Consider the following 22236-nt stretch of genomic DNA (forward strand, 5'->3'; position numbering starts at 1 on the left):
GATCGGTGCGGAAACCGGACACAGCCATGCCAACCTCATACTCCCAGATTACCAGCGCTTGTCAATTGGCATGTCCAGCAACGGTTTCAATTTCTCCGCAATCACTTCGCGCGCGCGAAAAATCCGGCTGCGCACGGTGCCGATGGGGCACGCCATGATCTCCGATATTTCTTCATAGCTCAGGCCCTCGATCTCGCGCAGCACGATGGCCGTGCGCAATTCGATGGGCAGTACATCCATGGCCGCATTGACGGTGGCCGCAATCTGCTTGCTGGCCAGCACCGATTCGGGTGTATTGTTGTCGCGCAATTTATTGCCATCATCGAAGGACTCCGCCTGCTCGGCGTCGGTATCGCTGGACGTGGCGGCGCGGCGCCCCTGTGTGACAAGATAATTCTTGGCCGTATTGATGCCGATGCGGTACAGCCAGGTATAAAAGGCGGCCTCACCGCGAAAATGGCGCAGCGCCCGGTATGCCTTGATAAAGGTTTCCTGCACCACATCTTCGGCCTCCGCCGGGTCATGCACAAGGCGCGACACGAGGCGCATCAAGCGGCGCTGGTATTTCGATACCAGCACATCAAATGCCCGTTTGTCGCCGGCCTGCACCCGCTCGACCAGTAACTGATCATACTCGCGCTCTGTCCTCACGCCCAATGTCCCTGTAGTCATGCAGCGTGGGCGCCTGTATGGATATAGAGTTGGCCCGCTGCAAGAAGTTCAGTGTTCGCCCCACTTTTATTCTTCCCCATTCCGCGCCGCGATGGCCCGGCACGCCACGGCCAGCGGGCGGAAGGCGGCGCAGCTGCCGCCGCGCTGCACCAGCACATCCGTACGCCGCCCGGCAGCATCTGCCAGGCACAGCACCAGCAGCGACGGCCACAGGGTCGAGCCCGGTAACAGGCGCAGCCCCGGCGGCACCAACGGCCCCGCGCCGGCCGACTCCATCACCGCGCTGGCATCCATCATTGGCACCCCGCCATGCTCCAGATATACCGCCAGCCGCAACTGGCCAACCGGCGAAATATCAAGCGTCCGCGGCTTTCTGCGCCTGCGCAGCAAAGCGAGCAACAACACGCCGCCAGCCGCACTCAGCAGTGCACCGCTCCAGCCCAGCGCATAAGCGCCCACCAACTGGCCGGGGCCAGAGCCGGGCACGGCCGCAACGCGCCACGCACCGCTCAAGGGCCAGGCGGCCAGCAAGGCACACAGTCCCAGCGCCGCTTGCAACAGGCGCAAACAGACAGGCGTGCGAATGACAGCCACTACCGCGATTGACATACTTCATGGGAAAAAAAGGCGCGCCGGCAACATGCCGGGCAAATTCAGGCGCCAACGAACGTTGGCGCCGAATCAGCGCTCACTACAGTTTGACCGTAGCGAGCGCTTAAAAGTTCCTGCTTATTTCGCTTTACCGAAAATCAGCGTGCCATTCGTTCCGCCGAAGCCGAACGAATTCTTCACTGCATAATCGATCTTCATATCCCGCGCCGTGTTGGCACAGAAATCGAGATCGCAAGCCGGATCCTGGTTGAAGATGTTGATGGTCGGTGGCGACACCTGATGGTGCAATGCCAGGACCGTAAACACCGCTTCCAGACCGCCCGCGCCGCCCAGCAAATGGCCCGTCATCGACTTGGTCGAGTTGACAACCAGATTCTTGGCGTGCTCGCCGAAGGTGCGTTTGATGCCCATCACTTCCGCCACGTCGCCTTGCGGGGTCGACGTGCCGTGCGCGTTCAGGTACTGAATCTGATCCGCGTTCAAGCCAGCGTTGTTGAGGGCCGCGATCACCGATTTGCTGCCGCCGCTACCATCTTCCAGCGGCGAGGTCATGTGATAAGCATCTGCGCTCATCCCGAAACCATGCACTTCGGCATAGATCTTGGCACCACGGGCCACCGCGTGCTCGTACTCTTCCAGCACCATGACGCCAGCGCCCTCGCCCAGCACGAAGCCGTCGCGGTCGGTATCCCACGGACGCGATGCCGTTGCCGGATCGTCGTTGCGGGTCGACAAGGCACGCGCCGAAGCGAAACCGCCCAGGCCCAGTGGCGACACGGTCGATTCAGCACCGCCGGCGATCATGACGTCGGCATCGCCGTACTCGATCATGCGCGCTGCGGCACCGATGCTGTGCAAACCGGTGGTACACGCTGTAACGATCGCCAGGTTCGGGCCCTTCAGACCATATTTGATCGAAAGGTTGCCAGAGATCATGTTAATGATCGAGGCAGGCACGAAAAATGGCGAGATACGGCGCGGACCGCGCTTTTCGTACTCGGACTTGGTTTCCTCGATCAGCGGCAAGCCGCCGATACCGGAACCGATGATCACGCCGATGCGCTCGGCATTTTCTTCGGTCACTTCCAGGCCGGAGTCCTGCATCGCCTGGATGCCCGCAGCCATGCCGTAATGGATAAAGGTATCCATGTGGCGGGCTTCCTTACCGGAGATGTACTCTTCGATATTGAAGCCTTTGACTTCACCAGCAAAATGCGTGGTGAATGGCTGTGCATCAAACTTGGTAATCGTGGCAATGCCGGATTTACCTTCAATGATTGCGCCCCACGCCTCGGCAATAGTATTGCCGACAGGTGAAACGCAGCCCAGGCCGGTGACAACAACACGACGGTTTTTAGAACGGCTCAAGCGATTCTCCTGAAGTCGGTCAGACAGGCTTAGGCCTTGACGTGTGCGGTGGCGTAGTCGATCGCCTGTTGCACGGTGGTGATTTTTTCAGCTTGTTCGTCAGGGATTTCCATTTCGAATTCGTCTTCCAGGGCCATGACCAGTTCCACGGTGTCCAGGGAATCGGCGCCGAGATCGTCGACGAAGGAGGATTCGATTTTGATGTCTGCTTCTGCAACGCCCAGTTGCTCAGCGACGATTTTCTTAACGCGTTGTTCGATATCCGACATGTTATGGCTCCAAAGTGTGTGTTACGGAAAGTGCGCGCATTTTATCAGGTTTGCGCGTCCGAATACTAATTTCGGTGTCTGCTGCTAATTCGACCGAAGCTGCTGCTAAAAGATGCGATTATAGACAAAAACGACCGTTGAATCATGCCACAAACGCCCGCCCCGTCTAGCTTTCACATCAATTCATGTACATTCCACCGTTCACGTGCAGGGTCGTGCCCGTGATATATGCCGCTTGCGGCGAGGCCAAAAAGGCTACCGCCGCCGCCACGTCTTCCGGTTTGCCCAGGCGGGACAGCGGAATTTGCGTCAACAGGGCCGCGTGCTGCTCTTCGCTCAGCGCCTTGGTCATGTCGGTATCGATGAAGCCCGGCGCGATGCAATTCACGGTAATGTTGCGGCTGCCGATTTCGCGCGCCAGGGCGCGGCTCATGCCTTCCACGCCGGCCTTGGCCGCCGCGTAATTCATTTGCCCCGGATTGCCCGACGACGCCACCACCGACGTGATATTAATGATACGCCCAGTTTTGGCTTTCATCATGCCACGCAGTACGGCGCGCGACAGGCGGCCGACGGCCGACAGGTTGGTGGAAATGACGCTGTCCCACTCTTCATCCTTCATGCGCATGGCCAGCTGGTCTTGCGTGATGCCCGCATTGTTGACCAGGATCGACAGGCTGCCGTAGGTTTTCTGCACTTCATCGACGACGGCCGCGCAGCGCGCCGCGTCGGTCACGTTCAGAACCAGGCCCTTGCCCGTCACGCCCTCGGCGGCCAGGTAATCGGTGATCGCTTGCGCGCCGCTTTCCGAGGTGGCGGTGCCGACGACGGTGGCGCCCTGTTTGCCCAGTTCGGTGGCGATGGCGCGGCCGATGCCGCGCGAGGCGCCCGTGACCAGCACGACTTGATTTGCTAAATTCATGAGTATCCTTAAAAGCAAGCGCGGCAGGCAAACTGCCGCGATCTGATGTTTATTTGAGCTGGGTCAAAATGCGTTCCAGCGATGCCTGGTCGACGATGGCGTCGCCCACGAGCACGGGATCGATGCGCTTGGCCAGGCCCATCAGGACCTTGCCCGGACCGCATTCGATCACTTGCGTGATGCCGTCGGCCGCCACTTTTTGCATGGTTTCCACCCAGCGCACGGGGCTGGCCGCCTGGCGCACGAGCGCATCCTTGATGCCGGCAACATCGTTGACGATGGCCACGTCGACGTTGTTGATCAGCGCGATCTGCGGCGCCGAGAACGTCAAGCCGGCCATGTATTCGCGCAAGCGGTCCGATGCGGGTTTCAGCAGCGACGAGTGGAACGGCGCGGAGACGGGCAGCTTCATGGCGCGCTTGGCGCCCTTGGCCTTGGCCAGTTCGCAGGCGCGCTCGACTGCCGCCGTATGGCCGGCGATGACCACTTGCGCTGGCGCATTGAAATTGACGGGCTCGACCACCAGGGCCGGGCTTTCCGCCGCCGCTTCCGCACAGGCGGCGCGCACGTCGTCATCCGACAGGCCCAGCACAACAGCCATCGTGCCCTGCCCCACCGGCACGGCTTCCTGCATGGCTTGCGCGCGGAAACGCACGAGCGGCACGGCATCCTTGAACGAGATGACGCCGGCGGCGACCAGCGCCGAGTATTCACCGAGACTATGACCGGCCACGACCGTCGGCACCGGACCGCCAGCCGCCAGCCAGGCGCGGTAGAAGGCCACGGCCGCCGTCAGCATTACCGGTTGCGTATTGGTAGTCAGGTCCAGTTCTTCCTTCGGACCTTCGGCGATCAGCTTGCCCAGGTCGAATTGCAGGGCATCCGACGCTTCGGCGACGGTTTGCGCAACCACGGGGTTGCCGGCGAAACCGTCGAGCATCGCAATCGCTTGCGAGCCTTGGCCTGGGAAAACAAATGCAAATTGTGTCATGTCGACTCCGTTTTTTTAATAGTGTTGCGGGATTACATGCGCGCCAGCACGGCGCCCCAGGTAAAGCCGCCGCCCACGCCTTCCATCATGACGTTGTCGCCCTTCTTGACCCGGCCATCGCGCACGGCGATGTCGAGCGCCAGCGGGATCGAAGCGGCCGAGGTGTTGCCATGCTGGTCGACGGTGACTACCATCTTTTCCAGAGGCAAGCCGAGTTTCTTGGCCGTGCTGTTCATGATGCGGATGTTCGCCTGGTGCGGGATCAGCCAGTCGATCTGGTCCGACGTCATGTTGGCGTGTTCCAGGGCTTCGTGCGCGACTTTTTCCAGTACGGACACGGCCAGCTTGAAGACGGCCGGGCCATCCATGTACAGGAAGGCGCTGCCGTCGAGCGCGCCGCCAGCCAGGCTGCCCGGCACGCTGAGGATGTTCGAGTGGCGGCCGTCCGCGTGCAGCTTGGTGGCCAGGATGCCCGGCTCTTTTGACGCCGTCATGACAATGGCGCCGGCGCCGTCGCCGAACAGCACGCAGGTGCCGCGGTCGTCGAAATTGAGGATGCGCGAAAACACTTCGGCACCGATCACCAGCACGTTCTTGTGCATGCCCGACTGGATGAAGCTGTCGGCCGTGGCCACCGCATACACGAAACCGCTGCAGACGGCTTGCACGTCGACGGCGGCGCAGTTGTTCGTGATGCCCAGTTTGTTTTGCACGATGCAGGCCGTGCTGGGGAAGCTGCCGAAGAAATCGGGAGTCGAGCTGGCGACGATGATCAGGTCGAGGTCGTTGCCGTTCAGGCCAGCCATTTCCAGGGCCTTCTTGGCCGCTTCCACGCCCAGGTCTGAGGAATTTTGCGTTGGCGCCGCGTAATGGCGCGCCGAGATGCCGCTGCGCGAGACGATCCATTCATCCGACGTCTCGATGCCCTTGGCGGCGAGCTGTTCGGTCAAGTCCTGGTTGGTGACGCGCTTCTCCGGCAAGTAGCTGCCGGTACCGATAATTTTGCTGTAAGTTTTGCTAAAAACAGTCATGCAAGTACCCGTCCACTAAATGGTAGAGCTTGTTGATGTAGGTTCATCCGGAACTGGCGTGCGGGGCATCAGCTCGGCGATCATGCTGGCCAAGTGCGCTTGCACGTCATTTTTTGCCGCATCAAAAGCGCGGCGCAAGGCCCATTCGAAGGAATAGGCATCGGCGCTGCCATGGCTCTTGAAGACGAGGCCACGCAAGCCCAGCAGGCTGGCGCCGTTGTAACGTGAAGGATTCAAGCGGTTGCCGATGGCTTTCAGGGCCCCGCGGGCGATCAGTGCGCCCAGCATGGTAATCGGATTGCGCTTGAATTCGGAAGTGAGCACGTCTTTCATGAAGCGCGCCAGGCCTTCGATGGCTTTCAAGGTGACATTGCCGACGAAACCGTCGCAGACGACAATATCGGTCGTGCCCTTGAAGATATCATTGCCTTCCACGTTGCCGTAGAAGTTCAGCGCGCCACGCTCGTGGTCGGCCTGCAGCAGCTTCGAGGTGAGTTTCACCACTTCATTGCCCTTGATATCTTCCGTGCCCACGTTCAGCAAGCCAATCGTCGGGCGCTCGATACCTTCCATGGCGGAAACGAGCACGGAACCCATAATGGCGAACTGGTGCAAGTGATGCGGTTCGCAATCGACGTTCGCGCCCAGGTCCAGCATGTAGGTCGGGCCGTTCTTTTGATTCGGCAAGATGCTGCAGATGGCCGGGCGGTCGACGCCGGACATGGTTTTCAATACATAGCGCGACACGGCCATCAGGGCTGCCGTATTACCGGCGGAAACGGAGGCTTGCGCCACGCCGTTCTTGACCTGTTCGATGGCCACGCGCATGGAGGAATCCTTCTTGCGGCGCAGGGCCACTTCCAGGGGATCGTCCATGGTAACTTGTTCGGAGGCATGCAATACCGACAGGCGCGGATGCGTGTCGGCTTTATGTTTCTTAAGTTCGGCACGAATCACGTCTTCCAATCCAACAAGGATCAGTTCGGCTTCAGGCTCATGTTTTACGAAGGAAATTGCTGCGGGGATAGTGACTGAGGGACCGTGATCTCCGCCCATGCAGTCGATAGAAATTTTGATTGTCATTTGTGTTGATTCAATACCGCTGCGGGCGTGCGGCAAGATGTGAATCGGACTGGAGCATATGCAGGGTGCAGCATGTCATGCACAGGCCTGGACAGCGTGATTCAAAATGACGGGTGTGCAAGATGAATTGCAGCCGATAAAAAAGAAGAAGCGGCGCCACGCCGAATAACCACGCAACACCGCTTTCATCTTACCCAACAAAAACGTCGATTACTCGTCGTTTTTGGTCTTCAACACTTTACGGCCACGATAGAAGCCGTTAGGGCTGATATGGTGACGCATGTGTGTTTCGCCGGTAACTGGCTCGACGCTCAATTGCGGCGCGACCAGGAAGTCGTGCGAACGGTGCATGCCGCGCTTGGAAGGGGTTTTCTTGTTCTGTTGAACTGCCATGATGACTCCTAATACATAAGTTCTAAAATTTTAGCACAATCGATTGGCAAATACATGCGAATCGAGTATCCCAGCGGCAAAGACTACCCGAAAATAGCCCGGACCGACATCGTTTATTACAATTACATTTCACTACACTTGCCATACTCGATTACAACACGCGTTTGACACGTCCTTTACAAGAAGCATCAAAAACCTGTTGCGCTGCCCGCTCGCTACAGTTTTTTAAAGCTTTCTTTTACTACTTTATTCTGGCTTCAAGTCTTTCAGTGCCGCAAACGGCGACTTCTTTTCAGTCTTGAGAGCATCGAGCTGCGCCGTATCGGGGCAGACGTCGTGTTTGGGTACCTGCGGCAGCGCCAGCAAGGCTTCATCTTCGATCAGGGCCGCGGCATCCATGTTGCGGCTGCCGACGATCACGTCGATCGATTCATCGTTGATGATTTCTTCGATCTCGTCCGCGTGCTCGTCATCCTTGCCCAGCATCAGAGTGGTCGTCGAATCAATTACGTAAGCATACGGAGTCAGGCAGCGCTGGCAAACCAGCTGAACGGTGCCGTTGACCGACAAGGTCAGTTGTGGGTAGCCCAGCTTGCTGGTGCCGCCGACGATTTTCCAGGCGATCTCGCCGGAACTATCTGCACAATCCTTGGTCAACCGGGTCATTTCAGCGACAGGAGTTACACCCTCGCGGCTCCCGCTGATACGACAAAAATCAAAGGTGTCGATCACAAAAGCATTCATTGGTAGAAAATTTCCCCGGAAAACCTGCGATAATAACAGGGTTTTTAGCACGGAGTCAAAGGCTAAGCATCTTTTTTGACGCAATTATTGCCATCAACATGACATTTCATCAACACCGTCATGCCGCATGGAGCCTCAGTTGTGGGCTCTGCGCCCTGGAATTTGCGTGAAATTCCACTGACATCGACCAGCGCGGCCATGCCGGCCGCCATCCACTACCGAATGATACCAACTTCCGCCCCATCGCGCTTGATTCTTGCATCGAGTTCGACCTACCGCAAGGAATTGCTGCAACGCCTGCGCCTGCCCTTCGAGGTGGCCGTGCCCGATCTCGACGAAAGTCCCCTGCCAGGCGAAAGCCCCAGCGCCACGGCCCTGCGCCTGGCCCAGGCCAAGGCGCAAGCCGTGCTCGACCGCTATCCTGGCAGCATCGTCATCGGCTCCGACCAGGTCGCCACACTCGATGGCGCTCAGATCGGCAAGCCCGGCAACCATGCGAATGCCCTGCTGCAACTGCAAACCATGCGCGGGCGCCAGACCGTGTTCCACACGGCACTGTGCCTGCTCGACGGCCGCCGGAGTCCGCCTGTAGCGCAAGTGGAAGACGTCCAGACCCTTGTCACCGTACGCGACTTGCCCGATGCCGAGCTGGACGCCTACCTGCGCATCGAGCAGCCATATGACTGCGCCGGCAGCGCCAAGAACGAAGGCCTGGGCATCGCCCTGCTCGAACGCATAGCCACCACCGACCCGACCGCCCTGACCGGCTTGCCGCTGATCGCCCTCACCGGCATGCTGCGCAAGGCGGGTGTGGCGTTTTTCACATTTTAATCACCCCGGGGGTCAGACCCGACGGGGGAGTGCGTTCCAGTGGAGCGCACTCCGATCCCGAAGGGACTGACCCCGGCCAATACAAAGCTAACAATATGACCGGCACCCTGTACCTGATTCCCAACCACCTCGGCCTGTCCGACGGCGCAAGCGACCCGCTGGGCCACATCATTCCAGAGCAAGTGCGGCAGATCACGTCGCAGCTCGATTATTTCGTTGCGGAAAACGCCAAGACGGCGCGCGCCTTTTTGAAGTTGATCGGCAACCAGCATCCGCTGGCCAAGCCGCTGCAGGAAATCACGATTTCCGAACTGAACGTCAATACCCCCGCGCAAGCGCTGGCCGGCTTGCTGGCGCCGCTGCTGGCGGGACGCGACGCCGGCCTCGTATCGGAAGCAGGCGTGCCCGCTGTGGCCGACCCGGGTGCCGACCTCGTGCGTCTCGCGCATCAGCACGGCATTAAAGTGCGCCCGCTGGTGGGCCCGTCGTCGATCCTGCTGGCCGTGATGGCCAGCGGCTTGAACGGCCAGAGCTTCGCCTTCAACGGCTATCTGCCCACGGACGCCGCCCTGCGCGCCAAGCGCATCAAGGAACTGGAAAGCCGCTCGCGCAATGAAAAGCAAACCCAGCTGTTCATCGAAACGCCGTACCGCAACGCCGCCATGCTGGAAGCGCTCGTGGCGCAATGCGCGCCATCGACGCTGATCTGCGTCGCCACCGACCTGAGCCTGGACACGGAAAGCGTGCAGACATGGAATGGCGGCCAGTGGAAAAAACAATTAGCCGCCGGCAAGGCGCCCGACTTCCACAAGAAACCGACCGTGTTCCTGTTGCTGGGACAGTAAACGACAAACGCCACGGAAATATTTACCGTGGCGTTTGCTTTGCTTTGCCTCACTACGATAGTCACGACAACTGACAAAACCGTAGCGAGCGGAAGGGAGAGGTGACTAAGAAGCGCAACCGTACTCTAGTACGGTGAGCATCGCAGGCCGCCTATACCGACGCGCAGTAGGTTTGGTCAGGTGTCTTCAGACGCGACGGGTGCCCGTGTTCTTCTGTCCGCCCTTGCCCGTTTCCAATACAAACTTCGCGCCATCGTCGCGGCCCAGCACCTTGACCAGGTACGGCATGACTTCGCGCAACATAGGCTCCAGCGTGTACGGCGGGTTCAGGATGAACATGCCGCTGCTGTGCAAGCCGAAGCCGTCCGGCGACGGGGTGTTGACCGTCAGGGTCACGTGCAGCCAGTCCGAGCTGGGCAGTTGCTTGAGTTTGTCGGCGAACTGGCGCGATTCCATGCGCTGCAGCACCGGGTACCAGACGGCATACATGCCGGACGGGAAGCGCACGAGGGCGTCGGCCAGGGTATCCTTGACCTTGCGGTAATCCATCTTGTCTTCATACGGCGGGTCGATCAGCACGAGCGCGCGGCGCGATGGCGGCGGCAGCAGGGCTTTCAGGCTCTGGAAGCCGTCGGCCTTGGTGATGAGCACGCGCTTGCCGCGCACGGTCGGACGCTCGCCCTGGGCCAGCGCATGCGCCTCGACCTTGCGGAAGTTGTCGGCCAGAATCTTTGCATCGGCTGGATGCAGCTCGAACAGGCGCAGACGGTCTTGCTCGCGGCTGACCTTGTCGGCGCAGTACGGCGAACCCGGGTAGTAGCGCATCTTGCCGCTCGGATTCATTTCCTTGATCAGCTTCATGTATTCGGCCAGCGAGGCCGGCAGGTCCGTGCGGTCCCACAGGGGCGCGATGCCCGTTTCGTACTCGGCATTTTTCGAGGCATAACCGCCGTCGAGCGCATACACGCCTGCGCCGGAGTGGGTATCGATATAACTATAGGCGGTATCTTTTTGATTCAGATATTGCAACAACTGAATCTGCACATAATGCTTCAACACATCGGCGTGATTACCCGCGTGAAAGGCGTGGCGGTAACTCAACATAAGCTGGCTAATTCCATAATAAAAATAAATAAAGGCGGGAGCGCTGACACCGGGCAGGGCATGAAAACAGACTGGAGGGGTCAGGCTGCGGGGCCAGGAAACAGCATGGACCAGCGTAATCAGCGCGCAATTACCAGCATTATCCACCAGAAAGGTGGATTGCATCAAAAAACACGGCTAAACAAGCCCATGCATTCCCGGGACTGGCATCGCCGGGCGCGGTAGAATACGCGCATCGGGCGCCCGCGCCCATCCGCCTACTAATAGAAACGACCATGCACAGCCTGACCCTCACGACCGATAACCGCGCCGACGTCGCGGCAACCCTGGCCGGCCCGCGCTGGACGGTGGCCTGCCTGTGCGCGCTGTGGTGCGGCACTTGCGGCAGCTACCGCGCCACGTTCGAGGAACTGGCCGCGCGCCACCCGGACACCGTCTTCGTCTGGATCGACATCGAGGACCAGGCCGACGTGGTGGGCGACCTCGACATCGACAACTTCCCCACCCTGCTGATACAGCGCGAAGACAACGTGGCCTTCTTCGGCACCGTGCTGCCCGACGGGGGCCTGGCGCACCGCATGGTGCAGGCGCAGCAGGCGCTCAGCGCCGAGGAACTGGCCGCGCTGGCCGGCAGCACGCAGGAACGGCGCGACTGGCAGCGCGACTGCAATCTGCGCCAGATGCTGGCCGCCACCCTGGTCTGATCCACATCAAGCCAGGCGCAGCGGCAAGCTGCGCAGCCTTTTCCCCGTCAGACTGAACACGGCGTTGGCCACGGCCGGCGCAATCGGCGGCGTGCCCGGTTCGCCCACGCCTTCCGGATGCTCGGCGCTGGCGATGATGATGGTTTCCACCTCGGGCGTCTGCCCCATGCGCAACACGGGGTAGTCATGGAAGTTGCCCTGCTCGACTCTCCCCTCCTTGAACGTGATCTCGCCGCCCAGCGCCGCCGACAGGCCGAACAGCACGGCCGACTCCATCTGCTGGGCGATGATGTTCGGATTGACGGCAATGCCGCAATCGATGGCGCACACGACGCGCTGCACGCGAATTTCTCCGTTTTCCACGGACACCTGCGCCACTTGCGCGACGATGCTGCCGAACGACTGGTGCAAGGCCACGCCATGCGCATGGCCGGGCGGAGGGCTGCCCGCCCTGGCGACGGCCGCATCGAGTACGGCCAAATGGCGCGGATGCCGCACCAGCATGGCGCGGCGGAAGGCGATGCCGTCCTGCCCTGCCGCATGCGCCAGCTCGTCGATAAAGCTTTCCTTGAAGAACGCGTTGTGCGAATGCCCGACCGAGCGCCAGTAGCCGACTGGCACGGCACTGTCGGCGATCACGTGGGCGATGCGCTGGTTGGCGATTTCATACGGCATGTCGAATTCGCCTTCGGCCGTCGTCTTGTCCGGCCCCGCGCCGGGCAAGCCGAAATTGCGCTGCAGGTATTGATGCGTGATGGAGCCGCTGACGGATTTATTGTCCCAGGAAGCGATGCGGCCATGCTCATCGAGGCGGGCCGCAAAGCGCGCCAGCGCGGCGGGACGGTACATATCGTGCTTTGTGTCCTGTTCGCGCGTCCACACCAGCTGCACGGGTGCGCCATCGCACTGCAGCGCGATGGCCACGGCTTGCGCGACCATATCCACTTCCAGGCGGCGGCCGAAACCGCCACCGAGCAGCAGCACCTCGATGCTGACGTCTTTCGCATCGACGCCGGCCACTTTCGCCGCCACGTCGACGGCGATGCCGGGCGCCTGCGTCGAGGCCCACAGCATCACCTTGCCATTTTTCACCTGCGCGGTGCAGTTGACGGGCTCCATGGCGGCATGCGCGAGGAACGGTGCGCGGTACTCGGCGCTGACCTGCCGCATGCCCTGCACGGCTTTACTTTCCACCTCGCCGCTGGCGTGATAGGCATAACCGGCTTCGGTGTCCAACAGGCGGGCAAATTCCGCGTAGACGCCGGCGCTGGACAAGTTCGCTTGCGGGCCAGCCTTCCACTGCGTCGGCAAGGCGGCCGCCGCCTGCTTCGCGCGCCACCAGGTGTCCGCCACCACGGCCGCGCACGAGACGCTGCGCTGCGCCAGCTGCGGCGTCAGGTCCAGCACTTTTTTCACACCGGGCATGGCGAGTATGGGCGCCGCGTCGAACGCGGACAGGCTATCACCCAGGCGCGGCGGCAGATGCAGGGCCGCGTACAGCATGCCGGGCGGACGCGCATCGATGCCGAAACGCGCGCTGCCATTGACTTTCGATGGCGTATCGCGGCGCGGCGCCGGCTGGCCGATCAGCTTGAAATCCTTGGGCAGTTTCAGCACGGGCGTGCCGGGTGCTATGCTGGCGGCGCGCTGCGCCAGGCTGGCGTAGCTGGCGCGCCGGCCGTCCGGATGCAGCACTTCACCGTCCTGCGTGCGGCACTGCGCGGCCGGCACCTGCCACAACGCGGCGGCGGCGCCTACCAGCATGGCGCGCGCCGACGCCCCCGCCTCGCGCATGGGGCCCCAGCCATCTTTCACGCTCGACGAACCGCCCGTGACGATCACGCCCAGCTCGCGCGCCGCCTTGGCGACCGTCCACTGCGCCAGCGCCTTCAAGCGCCCCTGGTCGTCCGGATGGAAAGGCAGGCTGTCCTTGAGCATGGCGACATTGCCGAAGATTTTATCGTTCGGCGCCTGTATCAGTTTGACGCTGGCCAGCGGCACGTCGAGTTCCTCGGCCACCAGCATCGGCAAGGCCGTGTGCACGCCCTGCCCCATCTCGCTGCGCGGCATGGCCAGGGTCACCGTGCCATCCGTGCCGATGGCCAGCCAGCCGTTGAGGGCCACGGCGCCATCCTGGAGTGGCAGCGGCGCGCTGCCATGCAGGCGCTGGCGCGGCGGCAGCACGCCCCAGCCCAGCACCAGGGCGCCCACGCCGGCCACGCCGAGGCCAAGGCCGCCGAGCAGGAAACGGCGGCGCGACGGGGAGGAGTGTGCGGCCATGGGCTGTCCTTTATAGTAGTGAGTGATCGATCCAGCGCTCCAGCATATCCTGTGCCAGCACCGGACGGCTATAAAAATAACCTTGCGCCAGCTTGCAGCCATGGCGCAGCAGGAAAGCGGCCTGCTCTTCCGTCTCCACGCCTTCGGCAATCACGGACAAATGCATGCTCTTGCCCAGCTGGATGATGGCAATCGCAATCGCCTCGTCGTTGACGTCCGTCGAAATATCCTTGATGAAGGAGCGGTCGATCTTCAAGGTCTGCACGGGCAGCTGTTTCAGATACGCGAGCGAGGAATAGCCGGTGCCGAAATCGTCGATGGCCAGGCCCACGCCGATAGCGTGCAAGTCGTTGATGAAACCGAGGGCGTCGCCCGTGTTCATGATGACGGATTCCGTCACTTCCAGCTGCAGGCGCTGCGGCTCGAGGCCCGTTTCCTTCAATATGGCGGCCACCATGCCGGCGATGCTGCCCCGCTCGAACTGTTTTACGGACAGGTTGACGGCCATCTTCGGCACGTGCAAGCCCTGCGCCTGCCAGCGCATCATCTGGCGGCACGCTTCGTCGAGCACCCATTTGCCCAGCTGGTTGATGAAACCGCTGTCCTCGGCCAGCGGGATGAAGCGCGCCGGCGGCACCAGGCCCAGTTCCGGGTGGTTCCAGCGCACCAGCGCCTCGACGCCGACCAGGCGGCCCGTGTCGATTTCCACCTGCGGCTGGTAATTGAGGAACATCTCGTTCTTTTCGATCGAGCGGCGCAAAAAGGTTTCCAGGCGCAGCCGCTCGACACCCTCGCCCGTCATCGACGGCGCATAGAAGCGGTAGCCATTGCGCCCGCGCGCCTTGGCCTGGTACATGGCCACGTCGGCATTGCGGATCAACATGTTCAAATCCAACGCATCGTCCGGATACAGGCTGATGCCCACGCTGCAGGTGACGAACAGTTCGTGGCCGGCCACCGTGAACGGCTGGTCGAACATGGTCATCAGTTTTTCCGCCACCTGCGTGGCGCCATACTCGCCGTCGATGCGTTCGAGCAGGACGATGAATTCGTCGCCGCCCAGGCGCGCCAGAGTATCGCCTTCGCGCAGGCGGGCCGCCAGCTGGCCGGCCACCTTTTGCAGCAATTCGTCGCCCACATGGTGGCCCAGGGTGTCGTTGACGTTCTTGAAGCGGTCCAGGTCGATGAACAGCACGGCCAGCTGCTCCTGGTCGCGCGCGGCGCGCAGCAGCGCGTGCTGCAGGCGGTCATGGAACAGCAGCCGGTTCGGCAGCGCCGTCAGCGGATCGTGGTGGGCCATGTGATCGAGCTTTTCCTGCGATTCCTTGATCAGGGTGATGTCGCTGAACACGCCCACGTAATGGGTGGTGACGGCACGCGTGTCGCGCACGGCGCTGATGGTCAGCCATTCCAGGTACACCTCGCCGTTCTTGCGCCGGTTCCAGATCTCGCCGCGCCAGAAGCCCGAGACGGCCAGTTCATCCCACAAGGACTGGTAAAACGCGGCGTCGTGCCGCTCGGAACGCGTCAGCGACGCGTGCTGCCCCAGCGCCTCGGCTTCGGCGTAACCGGTGATCTGCGTGAACGCGGGATTGACGGTGACGATGATGCCATCGGCGTCGACCACCATCACGCCGTCGGCGATGTGTTCGAGCACGGTGGCCGATAAACGCAGTTTCTCCTCGGCTTCCTTGCGCGCCGTGATATCGGCATACACCCAGATGCTGCCTTCGTTGGGGCGCAGCGGATCGAGCGCGCAGCCGCTCACCAGCGCCCAGAACAGGCTGCCGTCGCGGCGCTTGTACTGGCGCTCCTCGCTGAAATCGCCACCCGCGGCCAGGGCCGGATACTGGCGCTCGCCCGCCTCTTCGAAGTCATACGAACTCGTAAACACGATGGCGGTGGAACTGCCCGTCATTTCGGCATGGCCGTAGCCGAACAGTTCCTCGCAGCGGCGGTTGACGGAAATGATGCGGCGGTGGCGCACAAACATCACGCCGAACATGACGTTGTCGAGGATGGCGCTCTGCTCCGTCAGCAGCGCTTCGATGCGCATCTCGTGGTGCTTGCGCTGGCTGATGTCGGCGATGATGCCGTCGATCCAGATGACGCCCTGCTCGCCCACCTGCGGCTGGCCATTCTCGGCCACCCAGCGCTCGATGCCGAAAGCGTCGACAATGCGGTATTCCAGCGCATACGGCCGTTCGTCGAGCACGGCCTGGCCGACGGCGCGGCGGTGCTCGCGGCGGTCTTCCGGGCAGATCAGGTCGGCCCAGGCATGCGTGGTGCCGCGCATGAACTGACGCGCCGAATAGCCGGAAATGTCTTCGATGGCATCGCTGACGAAATCGATGGGCCCATCGGGCCGGTAGCGGAAGACGGCGCCCGGCACCTGCGTGACGATGGTGCGGAAACGCTCTTCGCGCTGGCCCACATCCTCGAACAGCTGGCCGATGGCCGCGCGCATTTGCTCGAGCTGGGCCGTCAGGCGACCCAGTTCGTCATTGCTGTGCGAAGCCAAGGGCGTGTCGAAATCGCCGTGCGACAGGCGGTCGGAAAAGCGCGTCAGGCGGCGCAGGGGCTTCAACAGGCGGCGGTTCAGGAACAGCACGATCAGCGCCATCGACACGGCCAGTTGCGCGCCCAGCACGAAAATATACGACATCTGCTTTTCGCGCAGTTCCTGCTGGCTGCGCGCGTCGTCCATCTCGACGACGACGTGGCCGATGCGTTCGCCACGCACGAGGATGTCGCGCTCGGCGCGGTACAGATTGCCCACGGGCCGCTGCGGCGCCTGCAGGCTGATGAATTCCGTGTCGCCCTGCCCCAGCACTTTCACCAGCAGCACGGAACGGTCGCGCATCACCGACTCGACCAGCGAGTGGGCCGATTCCGCATTCATGTTCCACAGCGACTCCTGCATGCCCAGCGCCAGGATATCGACATTGCGCTGCAAGGCTTCGTTCAGGCTGGTGCGCGCCGATTGGCGTTCATGCACGCCGACGAGCACATAGCTGCCGAAGATGGCGGGCACGACAAGGCCGCCAAATACCACCAGCAGCAGGGCGCCATAGATCGACGAACCGTACAGCACACGCAGGCTGGCGCGCAGGCGCTGGTAAGGTGAATTAAACATGCGGCAACAGGGCAACAGGGATCAGGCGGGCGATCATTGAACTTTACAGGGGAAGTCGGGTGGTCAGGCGGGAAGAAACTTTTTTCAGGAGCAATTATGCATGGAAAAAGCGGGGTAAGTCACCAATAAACACGCGCCAGCGGCAACCTCATGTCATATAAACAGGGTTGAAAAACCACACGCTGACCGGCGCGCCCTGCCGGCGCCAGCAGAAAAACGCTTAGCTTGCTATCATCGCGCCACTTTACCTAGAGGAACCACCATGACCTTCTCCATCTACTCCGCTTCGATCCCCGTCTTCAAACAGATCCTGGGCAGCCTGGCCGCTATCCTGGACAAGGTGGAAACGCACGCGCAAGACAAGAAAATCGACCCGAACGCCCTGCTGCAATTCCGCTTGTTCCCGGACATGCTGCCGTTCGTGCGCCAGATCCAGATCGCCACCGACTTCGCCAAGGGCTGCGGCGCGCGCCTGGCCGGCGTGGCCGTGCCACCGTATGAAGACAGCGAACAGAGCTTTGCTGAACTGAAAGCGCGCATCGTGAAAACCATCGCCTTCCTGGAAAGCCTGCCGCAAGCGGACATCGACGGCAGCGAAACGCGCGCCATCACCACCGGCAGCGGCGAAAAGACCAAGCACTTCACGGGCCAGACCTATCTGTTCCACTACGCGCTGCCGCACTTCTTCTTCCACGCGACGACGGCGTACGACATCCTGCGCCATAACGGTATTGAAGTCGGCAAGAAAGACTTCATCGGCAGCTATTGATCCTTAGCTGTGAAAATGGGGTCAGTTCCTTCGGAATCGGAATGCTTCCCATTGGGAAGCATTCCCCCGTCGGGTCTGACCCCAGCAGTTGCAGTTGGGTTAAATCAGGTATTCCGGCGCGGATACCCTTGCGCCAGAATGCGCACCCACACCACTTCCTTCTCTTCATCCGTCATCGACACCCAGTGGGCCACTTCCACCACGGTGCGGCCGCAGCCGCGGCAGATTTCATCGAAAGTCGTCGAGCACACGGCCACGCAGGGCGTGTCTGGACGCGGCGGCAATTCCTTGTCAGCCATCAGGATACCTTCGGCAGGCCGAGCTTTTCCCAGCCTTCGGTGCCCAGCGCTTCCAGGGTGGCGATATTCTTGTCGAAGATGTCCGACGCTTCCGGGAACGCCTCGACGGCGCGCTCGATGCTGTCTTCGCGCAGCAGGTGCAGGGTCGGGTATGGCGAGCGGTTCGTGTAGTTGCCGATGTCATCCTCGAACGTTTCGGCAAACTGGTAGTTCGGGTGGAAGCTGGCCACTTGCAGCTCGCCGGCCAGGTGCATGTCTTCCACGGCCGCATCGGCCACGTCGAGAAACTCGTTGTAGTCGAGGAAATCGTTCAGAGTGTACGGGTGGATCAGCAAGGTCGTGTCGATCTGCTCGGGATCCGTGTCGGCCAGGGTTTGCAGCTCGTCCATCAGCATCGCCAGCAAATCTTCGGGATTGCTCGATTCGCACACCACATATCGGATCTGCTTCTTGACGTGCACGGCCTTGGCAAACGGGCACAGGTTCAGGCCGATCACGGCCTTTTCCAACCAGGCAACAGTATTGGCGATGATGACGGCGTTGTCGTCGTCGTGGCGCGGCGGGGTGTTCATATACTTGACTCTCTATCAATAAAGCGGCCGACGGCTGAATGGCCAGCCAAAGCCAAATTGTACGCACTTTTGCGCAGCCTCATACCGGACGGCCGCCAGGCTTGCGCCATGACCCTGGCCATATATGCTATAACAGCGGCCGAATCGCACATCTGGCAAATTAAATTTGTAATAATTACATTATTAGCGACTGGAAACATCGCTATTGACGCCTATGTGCTGTCATCATGCTGACATAATTCTTGACTCCGGCATGTGGATATACGTACACTCGCAGCTTAATCATGGGTCTGTCCGATGTTTCTCCGACGACAACAATGGAACACTATGCACGAAAACTCCTTTAAATCTACCGTCCTGGCGGCGTTGGCCCTGGCGCTTGCGCCCGCCCTCAGCCAGGCGTACGAAGCCGGTGTTGAGAGCGATAACGCGCCAGTCGCCGCCACCACGCCCGCCCTGATCCCGATGACCGCCCAGGTCACGGCGAAACTCCCCACCCTCGACAACCGCCTGCAAAAGACCGATCGTCTGCTGAAAAACCTCAGCGACAATTCCGATCCGCTGCGCGAAGCCGACGTCTGGGGCCGCATCCGCAGCGGCTATGCGATTCCCGACATCAACAACCAGCTGGTAGCGAATCACGTCAACTGGTACGCCACCCGCCCCGACTACATTGCCCGCACGACGGCGCGCGCCTCGCGCTACATTTTCCACGTGGTGCAGGAACTGGAAAAGCGCGGCATGCCGACGGAACTGGCCTTGCTGCCATTCATCGAGTCCGCCTTCAACCCGCAAGCGTTCTCGAGCGCCAATGCGGCCGGCATGTGGCAATTCGTGCCCGCCACGGGGCGCGATTTCAACCTCAAGCAAAACATGTTCAAGGACGAGCGCCGCGGCGTGCTGGCCTCGACCGATGCGGCCCTCACGTACTTGCAGCGCCTGTATGACATGTTTGGCGACTGGCAACTGGCCCTGGCCGCCTACAACTGGGGCGAAGGCTCGGTGCAGCGCGCCATCAAGAAAAACCAGGCGCTGGGCAAGCCAACCGACTTCGAAAGCCTGGCCGACCTGATGCCGGCCGAAACGCGCAACTACGTGCCGAAATTGCAAGCTGTGAAAAACATCATCGCCAATCCGGCCCAGTTCGGCCTGACCCTGCCCGTGGTCGACAACCAGCCCTACTTCACGGCCATCGACAAGACCAGCGACATCGACATCACCGTCGCCGCCCAGCTGGCCGAACTGTCGATGGATGAATTCAAGGCCTTGAATCCGCAATTTAACCGCCCCGTCATCATCGGTGGCGAAAAGACGAAGATTCTGCTGCCGCAGGAAAACGCCGCCAAGTTCACCACCAACCTGGCGCAATGGGGCCATGCCTTGTCGAGCTGGACCACGCACAAGATCACCAATGCGCGCGAACGCATCGAAACGCTGGCGTCGAAATTCGGCACCACGGCCGACGTGCTGCGCCAGGCCAACAATATTCCCCAGCGCACGCGTTTGCGCGCCGGCTCCACCATCCTCGTGCCGAAAACCTCGGCCACGATGAACAGCGACATCACCCAGGAAATCGCCGACAGCGCCACCATGCTGCTGGAAGCGGACCGTCCTGAACGGGTCGCCAAGGCCGTGCGCCGCGTCACCAAGGGCGGCAAGGTGCAAGCGGCGCCAATTTCCCTGGTGAAACCACGCATCCAGCGCGGCGGCGGTAACAGCCGAGCCAAGGCCCGTCACTGATCGCCTGATCCGTATAGATCCACCTCACCGGCCGCCACAGCTTTGCTGTCGCGGCCGGTTGCACATCCGCTTACCCGCCCACCTACCCAGACAGGAGTCGTCATGGCTTTCTTGCAAGGCAAAAAAATCCTCATCACGGGCTTGCTGTCGAACCGCTCCATCGCCTATGGCATCGCCAAGGCTTGCCACCGCGAAGGCGCCGCCCTCGCCTTCACGTATGTGGGCGAACGCTTCAAGGAGCGCATCACGGAATTTGCGGCGGAATTCGGCAGCGAACTGGTATTCGACTGCGACGTGTCCAGCGATGAACAGATCAGCGCCGTCTTCAGCGATCTGGCGCGCCACTGGGATCAGTTGGACGGCCTGGTGCACGCCATCGGCTTCGCGCCGCGCGAGGCGATCGCCGGCGACTTCCTCGACGGCCTGTCGCGCGACAGCTTCCGCATCGCGCACGACATTTCCGCCTACAGTTTTCCCGCCATGGCCAAGGCCGCCCTGCCCCTGCTGCATCCGGGCGCGTCACTCCTGACCCTGACCTACCTGGGCGCCATGCGTGCCGTACCCTACTACAACACCATGGGCCTGGCCAAGGCGTCGCTGGAAGCGTCCGTGCGCTACCTGGCCGAATCGCTGGGTCCGCGCGGCATCCGCGCCAACGGCATTTCCGCCGGCCCCATCAAGACCCTGGCCGCTTCGGGCATCAAGGATTTCAGTAAACTGCTGGGATTTGTGGCCGAACACGCCCCGCTGCGCCGCAATGTCACCATCGAAGAGGTCGGCAACACGGCCGCCTTTCTGCTGTCCGACCTGGCCTCGGGCATCACGGGCGAGATTACCTATGTCGATGGCGGCTTTTCGCAAGTGATGGCCGTCAATCCCGAAGTAGAGTGATGCGGCGACCTACATTGGAGGCATCGCATGGCGCGCTCCTCGCATCCCAGGAAAGAAATCGAAGCGGCGCTGCGCCACGCGGAAAGCCAGGGCTGGCGAGTGGAAGTGGGCGGCAGCCATGCCTGGGGCAAGATCTCGCCCCTACAATGACGACGGCTGCCGCTGTGGCGAATTCTGTATCGCCTGCATCTGGAGCACGCCGAAAAACCCGGGCAACCACGCGCGGGCGATCCGCCGGGTGGTCGATAATTGCACTTTCAACAAACTGATGCACGACTGCATGCAACGCAAATCCAGAGGATAGCCATCATGGATTACATCTTTACTCTCAAGTACCGCCTGCCCGACCACGAACACGACCTCGACGCGCTGGCCGAGCGCCTGGGCAGCGGCGGTTGCGACGACGCCCTGGTCGGCATCGGGCAAGCGGGACGCCTGGCGCTGGAATTCATGCGCGAGGCCAGCAATGCCAACGCAGCCTTGCTCAGCGCCCTGGCCGACGTCAAGGCCATCGTGCCCGATGCCGTGCTGGTCGAGGCTTCGCCCGACTTCGTGGGCCTGACCGACGTGGCGCAGGTGCTGGGCCTGTCCCGGCAAAACCTGCACAAGCTGATGAGCAAATACCGCCACAGCTTCCCCGTGCCCGTGCATGAAGGCAGCGCCACCATCTGGCACCTGGACGACGTACTGGCGTGGCTGCACGCAAAGGGAACGTATCAGCTGGAACGCAGCCTGGTCGAACTGGCGCAGGTCACCCGGCAAATCAATCTGGCCAGGGAAACGCGACAGGCGCCGCCGCTGCCCGCCGACATCGTGGCCATGCTCAACTGAACGGGCGAAAACTACGTATTCCTACTGATTTCACATAGGAAACATGCGCAAAACGTGGTAGGACTTTCGTTTCTTCCCATTTAGCCCGTGCAAAACGGCGTCAAATACGGTATAGTGTCGTTGTGCGCTGCAATATGTTCCCTTGAAGC

At 61.4% G+C, this 22236-nt stretch carries 22 protein-coding genes and 1 pseudogene; 8 read left to right on the forward strand and 15 right to left on the reverse strand.

The window, feature by feature from the left end:
- Nucleotides 1-48: 48 nt before the first annotated feature.
- The 10 genes from rpoE to V3C40_RS15680 form a co-directional block, all read right to left on the reverse strand.
- Nucleotides 49-672 (reverse strand): RNA polymerase sigma factor RpoE, encoded by a 624-nt coding sequence (gene rpoE, locus V3C40_RS15635; protein ID WP_034749631.1) that lies wholly within the window; start codon nt 670-672, stop codon nt 49-51.
- 66 nt (nt 673-738) lie between these two features.
- On the reverse strand, nt 739-1266 hold the full coding sequence (locus V3C40_RS15640; RefSeq protein ID WP_219327321.1) for a hypothetical protein: 528 nt from the start codon (nt 1264-1266) through the stop codon (nt 739-741).
- Between the two features lie 135 nt (nt 1267-1401).
- Complete coding sequence (fabF, locus tag V3C40_RS15645; RefSeq protein ID WP_034749634.1) at nt 1402-2652, reverse strand: beta-ketoacyl-ACP synthase II; 1251 nt, start codon at nt 2650-2652, stop codon at nt 1402-1404.
- Nucleotides 2653-2681: 29 nt separating this feature from the next.
- The gene (gene acpP / locus V3C40_RS15650; RefSeq protein WP_008449912.1) at nt 2682-2921 is read right to left on the reverse strand and encodes an acyl carrier protein; all 240 of its coding nucleotides are present in this window, start codon (nt 2919-2921) and stop codon (nt 2682-2684) included.
- Nucleotides 2922-3099: 178 nt separating this feature from the next.
- A complete protein-coding gene (fabG, locus tag V3C40_RS15655; RefSeq protein WP_034749638.1) occupies nt 3100-3843 on the reverse strand; it encodes a 3-oxoacyl-ACP reductase FabG in 744 nt (247 codons plus the stop codon).
- A 49-nt stretch (nt 3844-3892) separates the two neighbouring features.
- On the reverse strand, nt 3893-4834 hold the full coding sequence (fabD, locus tag V3C40_RS15660; RefSeq protein ID WP_034749642.1) for an ACP S-malonyltransferase: 942 nt from the start codon (nt 4832-4834) through the stop codon (nt 3893-3895).
- Between the two features lie 32 nt (nt 4835-4866).
- Nucleotides 4867-5865, reverse strand: coding sequence for a beta-ketoacyl-ACP synthase III (locus V3C40_RS15665; RefSeq protein ID WP_128142573.1), 999 nt, complete (start codon nt 5863-5865; stop codon nt 4867-4869).
- Between the two features lie 15 nt (nt 5866-5880).
- Entirely contained in the window at nt 5881-6948 is a 1068-nt protein-coding gene (gene plsX, locus V3C40_RS15670; protein ID WP_034749647.1) for a phosphate acyltransferase PlsX, read from the reverse strand.
- A gap of 210 nt (nt 6949-7158) precedes the next feature.
- Nucleotides 7159-7341 carry a 50S ribosomal protein L32 gene (gene rpmF / locus V3C40_RS15675; RefSeq protein ID WP_034749653.1) on the reverse strand — a complete coding sequence of 61 codons (183 nt, stop codon included), beginning with the start codon at nt 7339-7341 and terminating at the stop codon, nt 7159-7161.
- Between the two features lie 246 nt (nt 7342-7587).
- Nucleotides 7588-8085, reverse strand: coding sequence for a YceD family protein (locus V3C40_RS15680; protein WP_034749656.1), 498 nt, complete (start codon nt 8083-8085; stop codon nt 7588-7590).
- A 222-nt stretch (nt 8086-8307) separates the two neighbouring features.
- Here V3C40_RS15680 and V3C40_RS15685 point away from each other — a divergent pair, with 222 nt between their 5' ends.
- Together V3C40_RS15685 and V3C40_RS15690 are read left to right on the forward strand one after the other, a co-directional pair.
- Nucleotides 8308-8916 (forward strand): Maf-like protein, encoded by a 609-nt coding sequence (locus V3C40_RS15685; protein ID WP_331777918.1) that lies wholly within the window; start codon nt 8308-8310, stop codon nt 8914-8916.
- Nucleotides 8917-9011: 95 nt separating this feature from the next.
- Nucleotides 9012-9761, forward strand: coding sequence for an SAM-dependent methyltransferase (locus V3C40_RS15690; protein ID WP_070302037.1), 750 nt, complete (start codon nt 9012-9014; stop codon nt 9759-9761).
- Between the two features lie 186 nt (nt 9762-9947).
- Here the strand turns inward: V3C40_RS15690 and V3C40_RS15695 are convergent, their stop codons facing one another.
- Nucleotides 9948-10865 carry a 23S rRNA (adenine(2030)-N(6))-methyltransferase RlmJ gene (locus V3C40_RS15695; RefSeq protein ID WP_034749665.1) on the reverse strand — a complete coding sequence of 306 codons (918 nt, stop codon included), beginning with the start codon at nt 10863-10865 and terminating at the stop codon, nt 9948-9950.
- Nucleotides 10866-11140: 275 nt separating this feature from the next.
- Here V3C40_RS15695 and V3C40_RS15700 point away from each other — a divergent pair, with 275 nt between their 5' ends.
- Entirely contained in the window at nt 11141-11569 is a 429-nt protein-coding gene (locus tag V3C40_RS15700; protein WP_331777919.1) for a thioredoxin family protein, read from the forward strand.
- A gap of 6 nt (nt 11570-11575) precedes the next feature.
- Here V3C40_RS15700 and V3C40_RS15705 read toward each other — a convergent pair whose 3' ends face one another.
- Together V3C40_RS15705 and V3C40_RS15710 are read right to left on the reverse strand one after the other, a co-directional pair.
- Entirely contained in the window at nt 11576-13849 is a 2274-nt protein-coding gene (locus tag V3C40_RS15705) for a xanthine dehydrogenase family protein molybdopterin-binding subunit (protein WP_331777920.1), read from the reverse strand.
- Between the two features lie 10 nt (nt 13850-13859).
- Entirely contained in the window at nt 13860-16985 is a 3126-nt protein-coding gene (locus tag V3C40_RS15710) for an EAL domain-containing protein (protein ID WP_072452880.1), read from the reverse strand.
- 262 nt (nt 16986-17247) lie between these two features.
- Here V3C40_RS15710 and V3C40_RS15715 point away from each other — a divergent pair, with 262 nt between their 5' ends.
- Nucleotides 17248-17754, forward strand: coding sequence for a DUF1993 domain-containing protein (locus V3C40_RS15715; RefSeq protein ID WP_331777921.1), 507 nt, complete (start codon nt 17248-17250; stop codon nt 17752-17754).
- A 104-nt stretch (nt 17755-17858) separates the two neighbouring features.
- Here the strand turns inward: V3C40_RS15715 and V3C40_RS15720 are convergent, their stop codons facing one another.
- Complete coding sequence (locus tag V3C40_RS15720; RefSeq protein WP_034749680.1) at nt 17859-18053, reverse strand: DUF1289 domain-containing protein; 195 nt, start codon at nt 18051-18053, stop codon at nt 17859-17861.
- Nucleotides 18053-18625, reverse strand: a complete 573-nt coding sequence (locus V3C40_RS15725) for a DUF1415 domain-containing protein (RefSeq protein ID WP_219327328.1) — start codon at nt 18623-18625, stop codon at nt 18053-18055. Before V3C40_RS15725 ends, V3C40_RS15720 begins: the two co-directional genes overlap by 1 nt.
- 327 nt (nt 18626-18952) lie before the next feature.
- On the opposite strand from V3C40_RS15725, the gene V3C40_RS15730 reads away from it, so the two are divergent.
- From V3C40_RS15730 to V3C40_RS15745, 4 genes and pseudogenes are all read left to right on the forward strand, one after another.
- Entirely contained in the window at nt 18953-20365 is a 1413-nt protein-coding gene (locus V3C40_RS15730) for a transglycosylase SLT domain-containing protein (protein WP_034749684.1), read from the forward strand.
- A gap of 102 nt (nt 20366-20467) precedes the next feature.
- Nucleotides 20468-21256 (forward strand): enoyl-ACP reductase FabI, encoded by a 789-nt coding sequence (gene fabI / locus V3C40_RS15735; protein ID WP_331777922.1) that lies wholly within the window; start codon nt 20468-20470, stop codon nt 21254-21256.
- Between the two features lie 27 nt (nt 21257-21283).
- Nucleotides 21284-21560 (forward strand): annotated as a pseudogene (locus tag V3C40_RS15740) (hypothetical protein).
- A gap of 5 nt (nt 21561-21565) precedes the next feature.
- The gene (locus tag V3C40_RS15745) at nt 21566-22087 is read left to right on the forward strand and encodes a helix-turn-helix transcriptional regulator (protein ID WP_331777923.1); all 522 of its coding nucleotides are present in this window, start codon (nt 21566-21568) and stop codon (nt 22085-22087) included.
- The last annotated feature ends 149 nt before the right edge of the window (nt 22088-22236 follow it).

The sequence above is a fragment of the Janthinobacterium sp. LS2A genome (assembly GCF_036543145.1).
In the GTDB taxonomy this organism is placed as follows: Bacteria; Pseudomonadota; Gammaproteobacteria; order Burkholderiales; family Burkholderiaceae_D; genus Janthinobacterium; species Janthinobacterium aestuarii.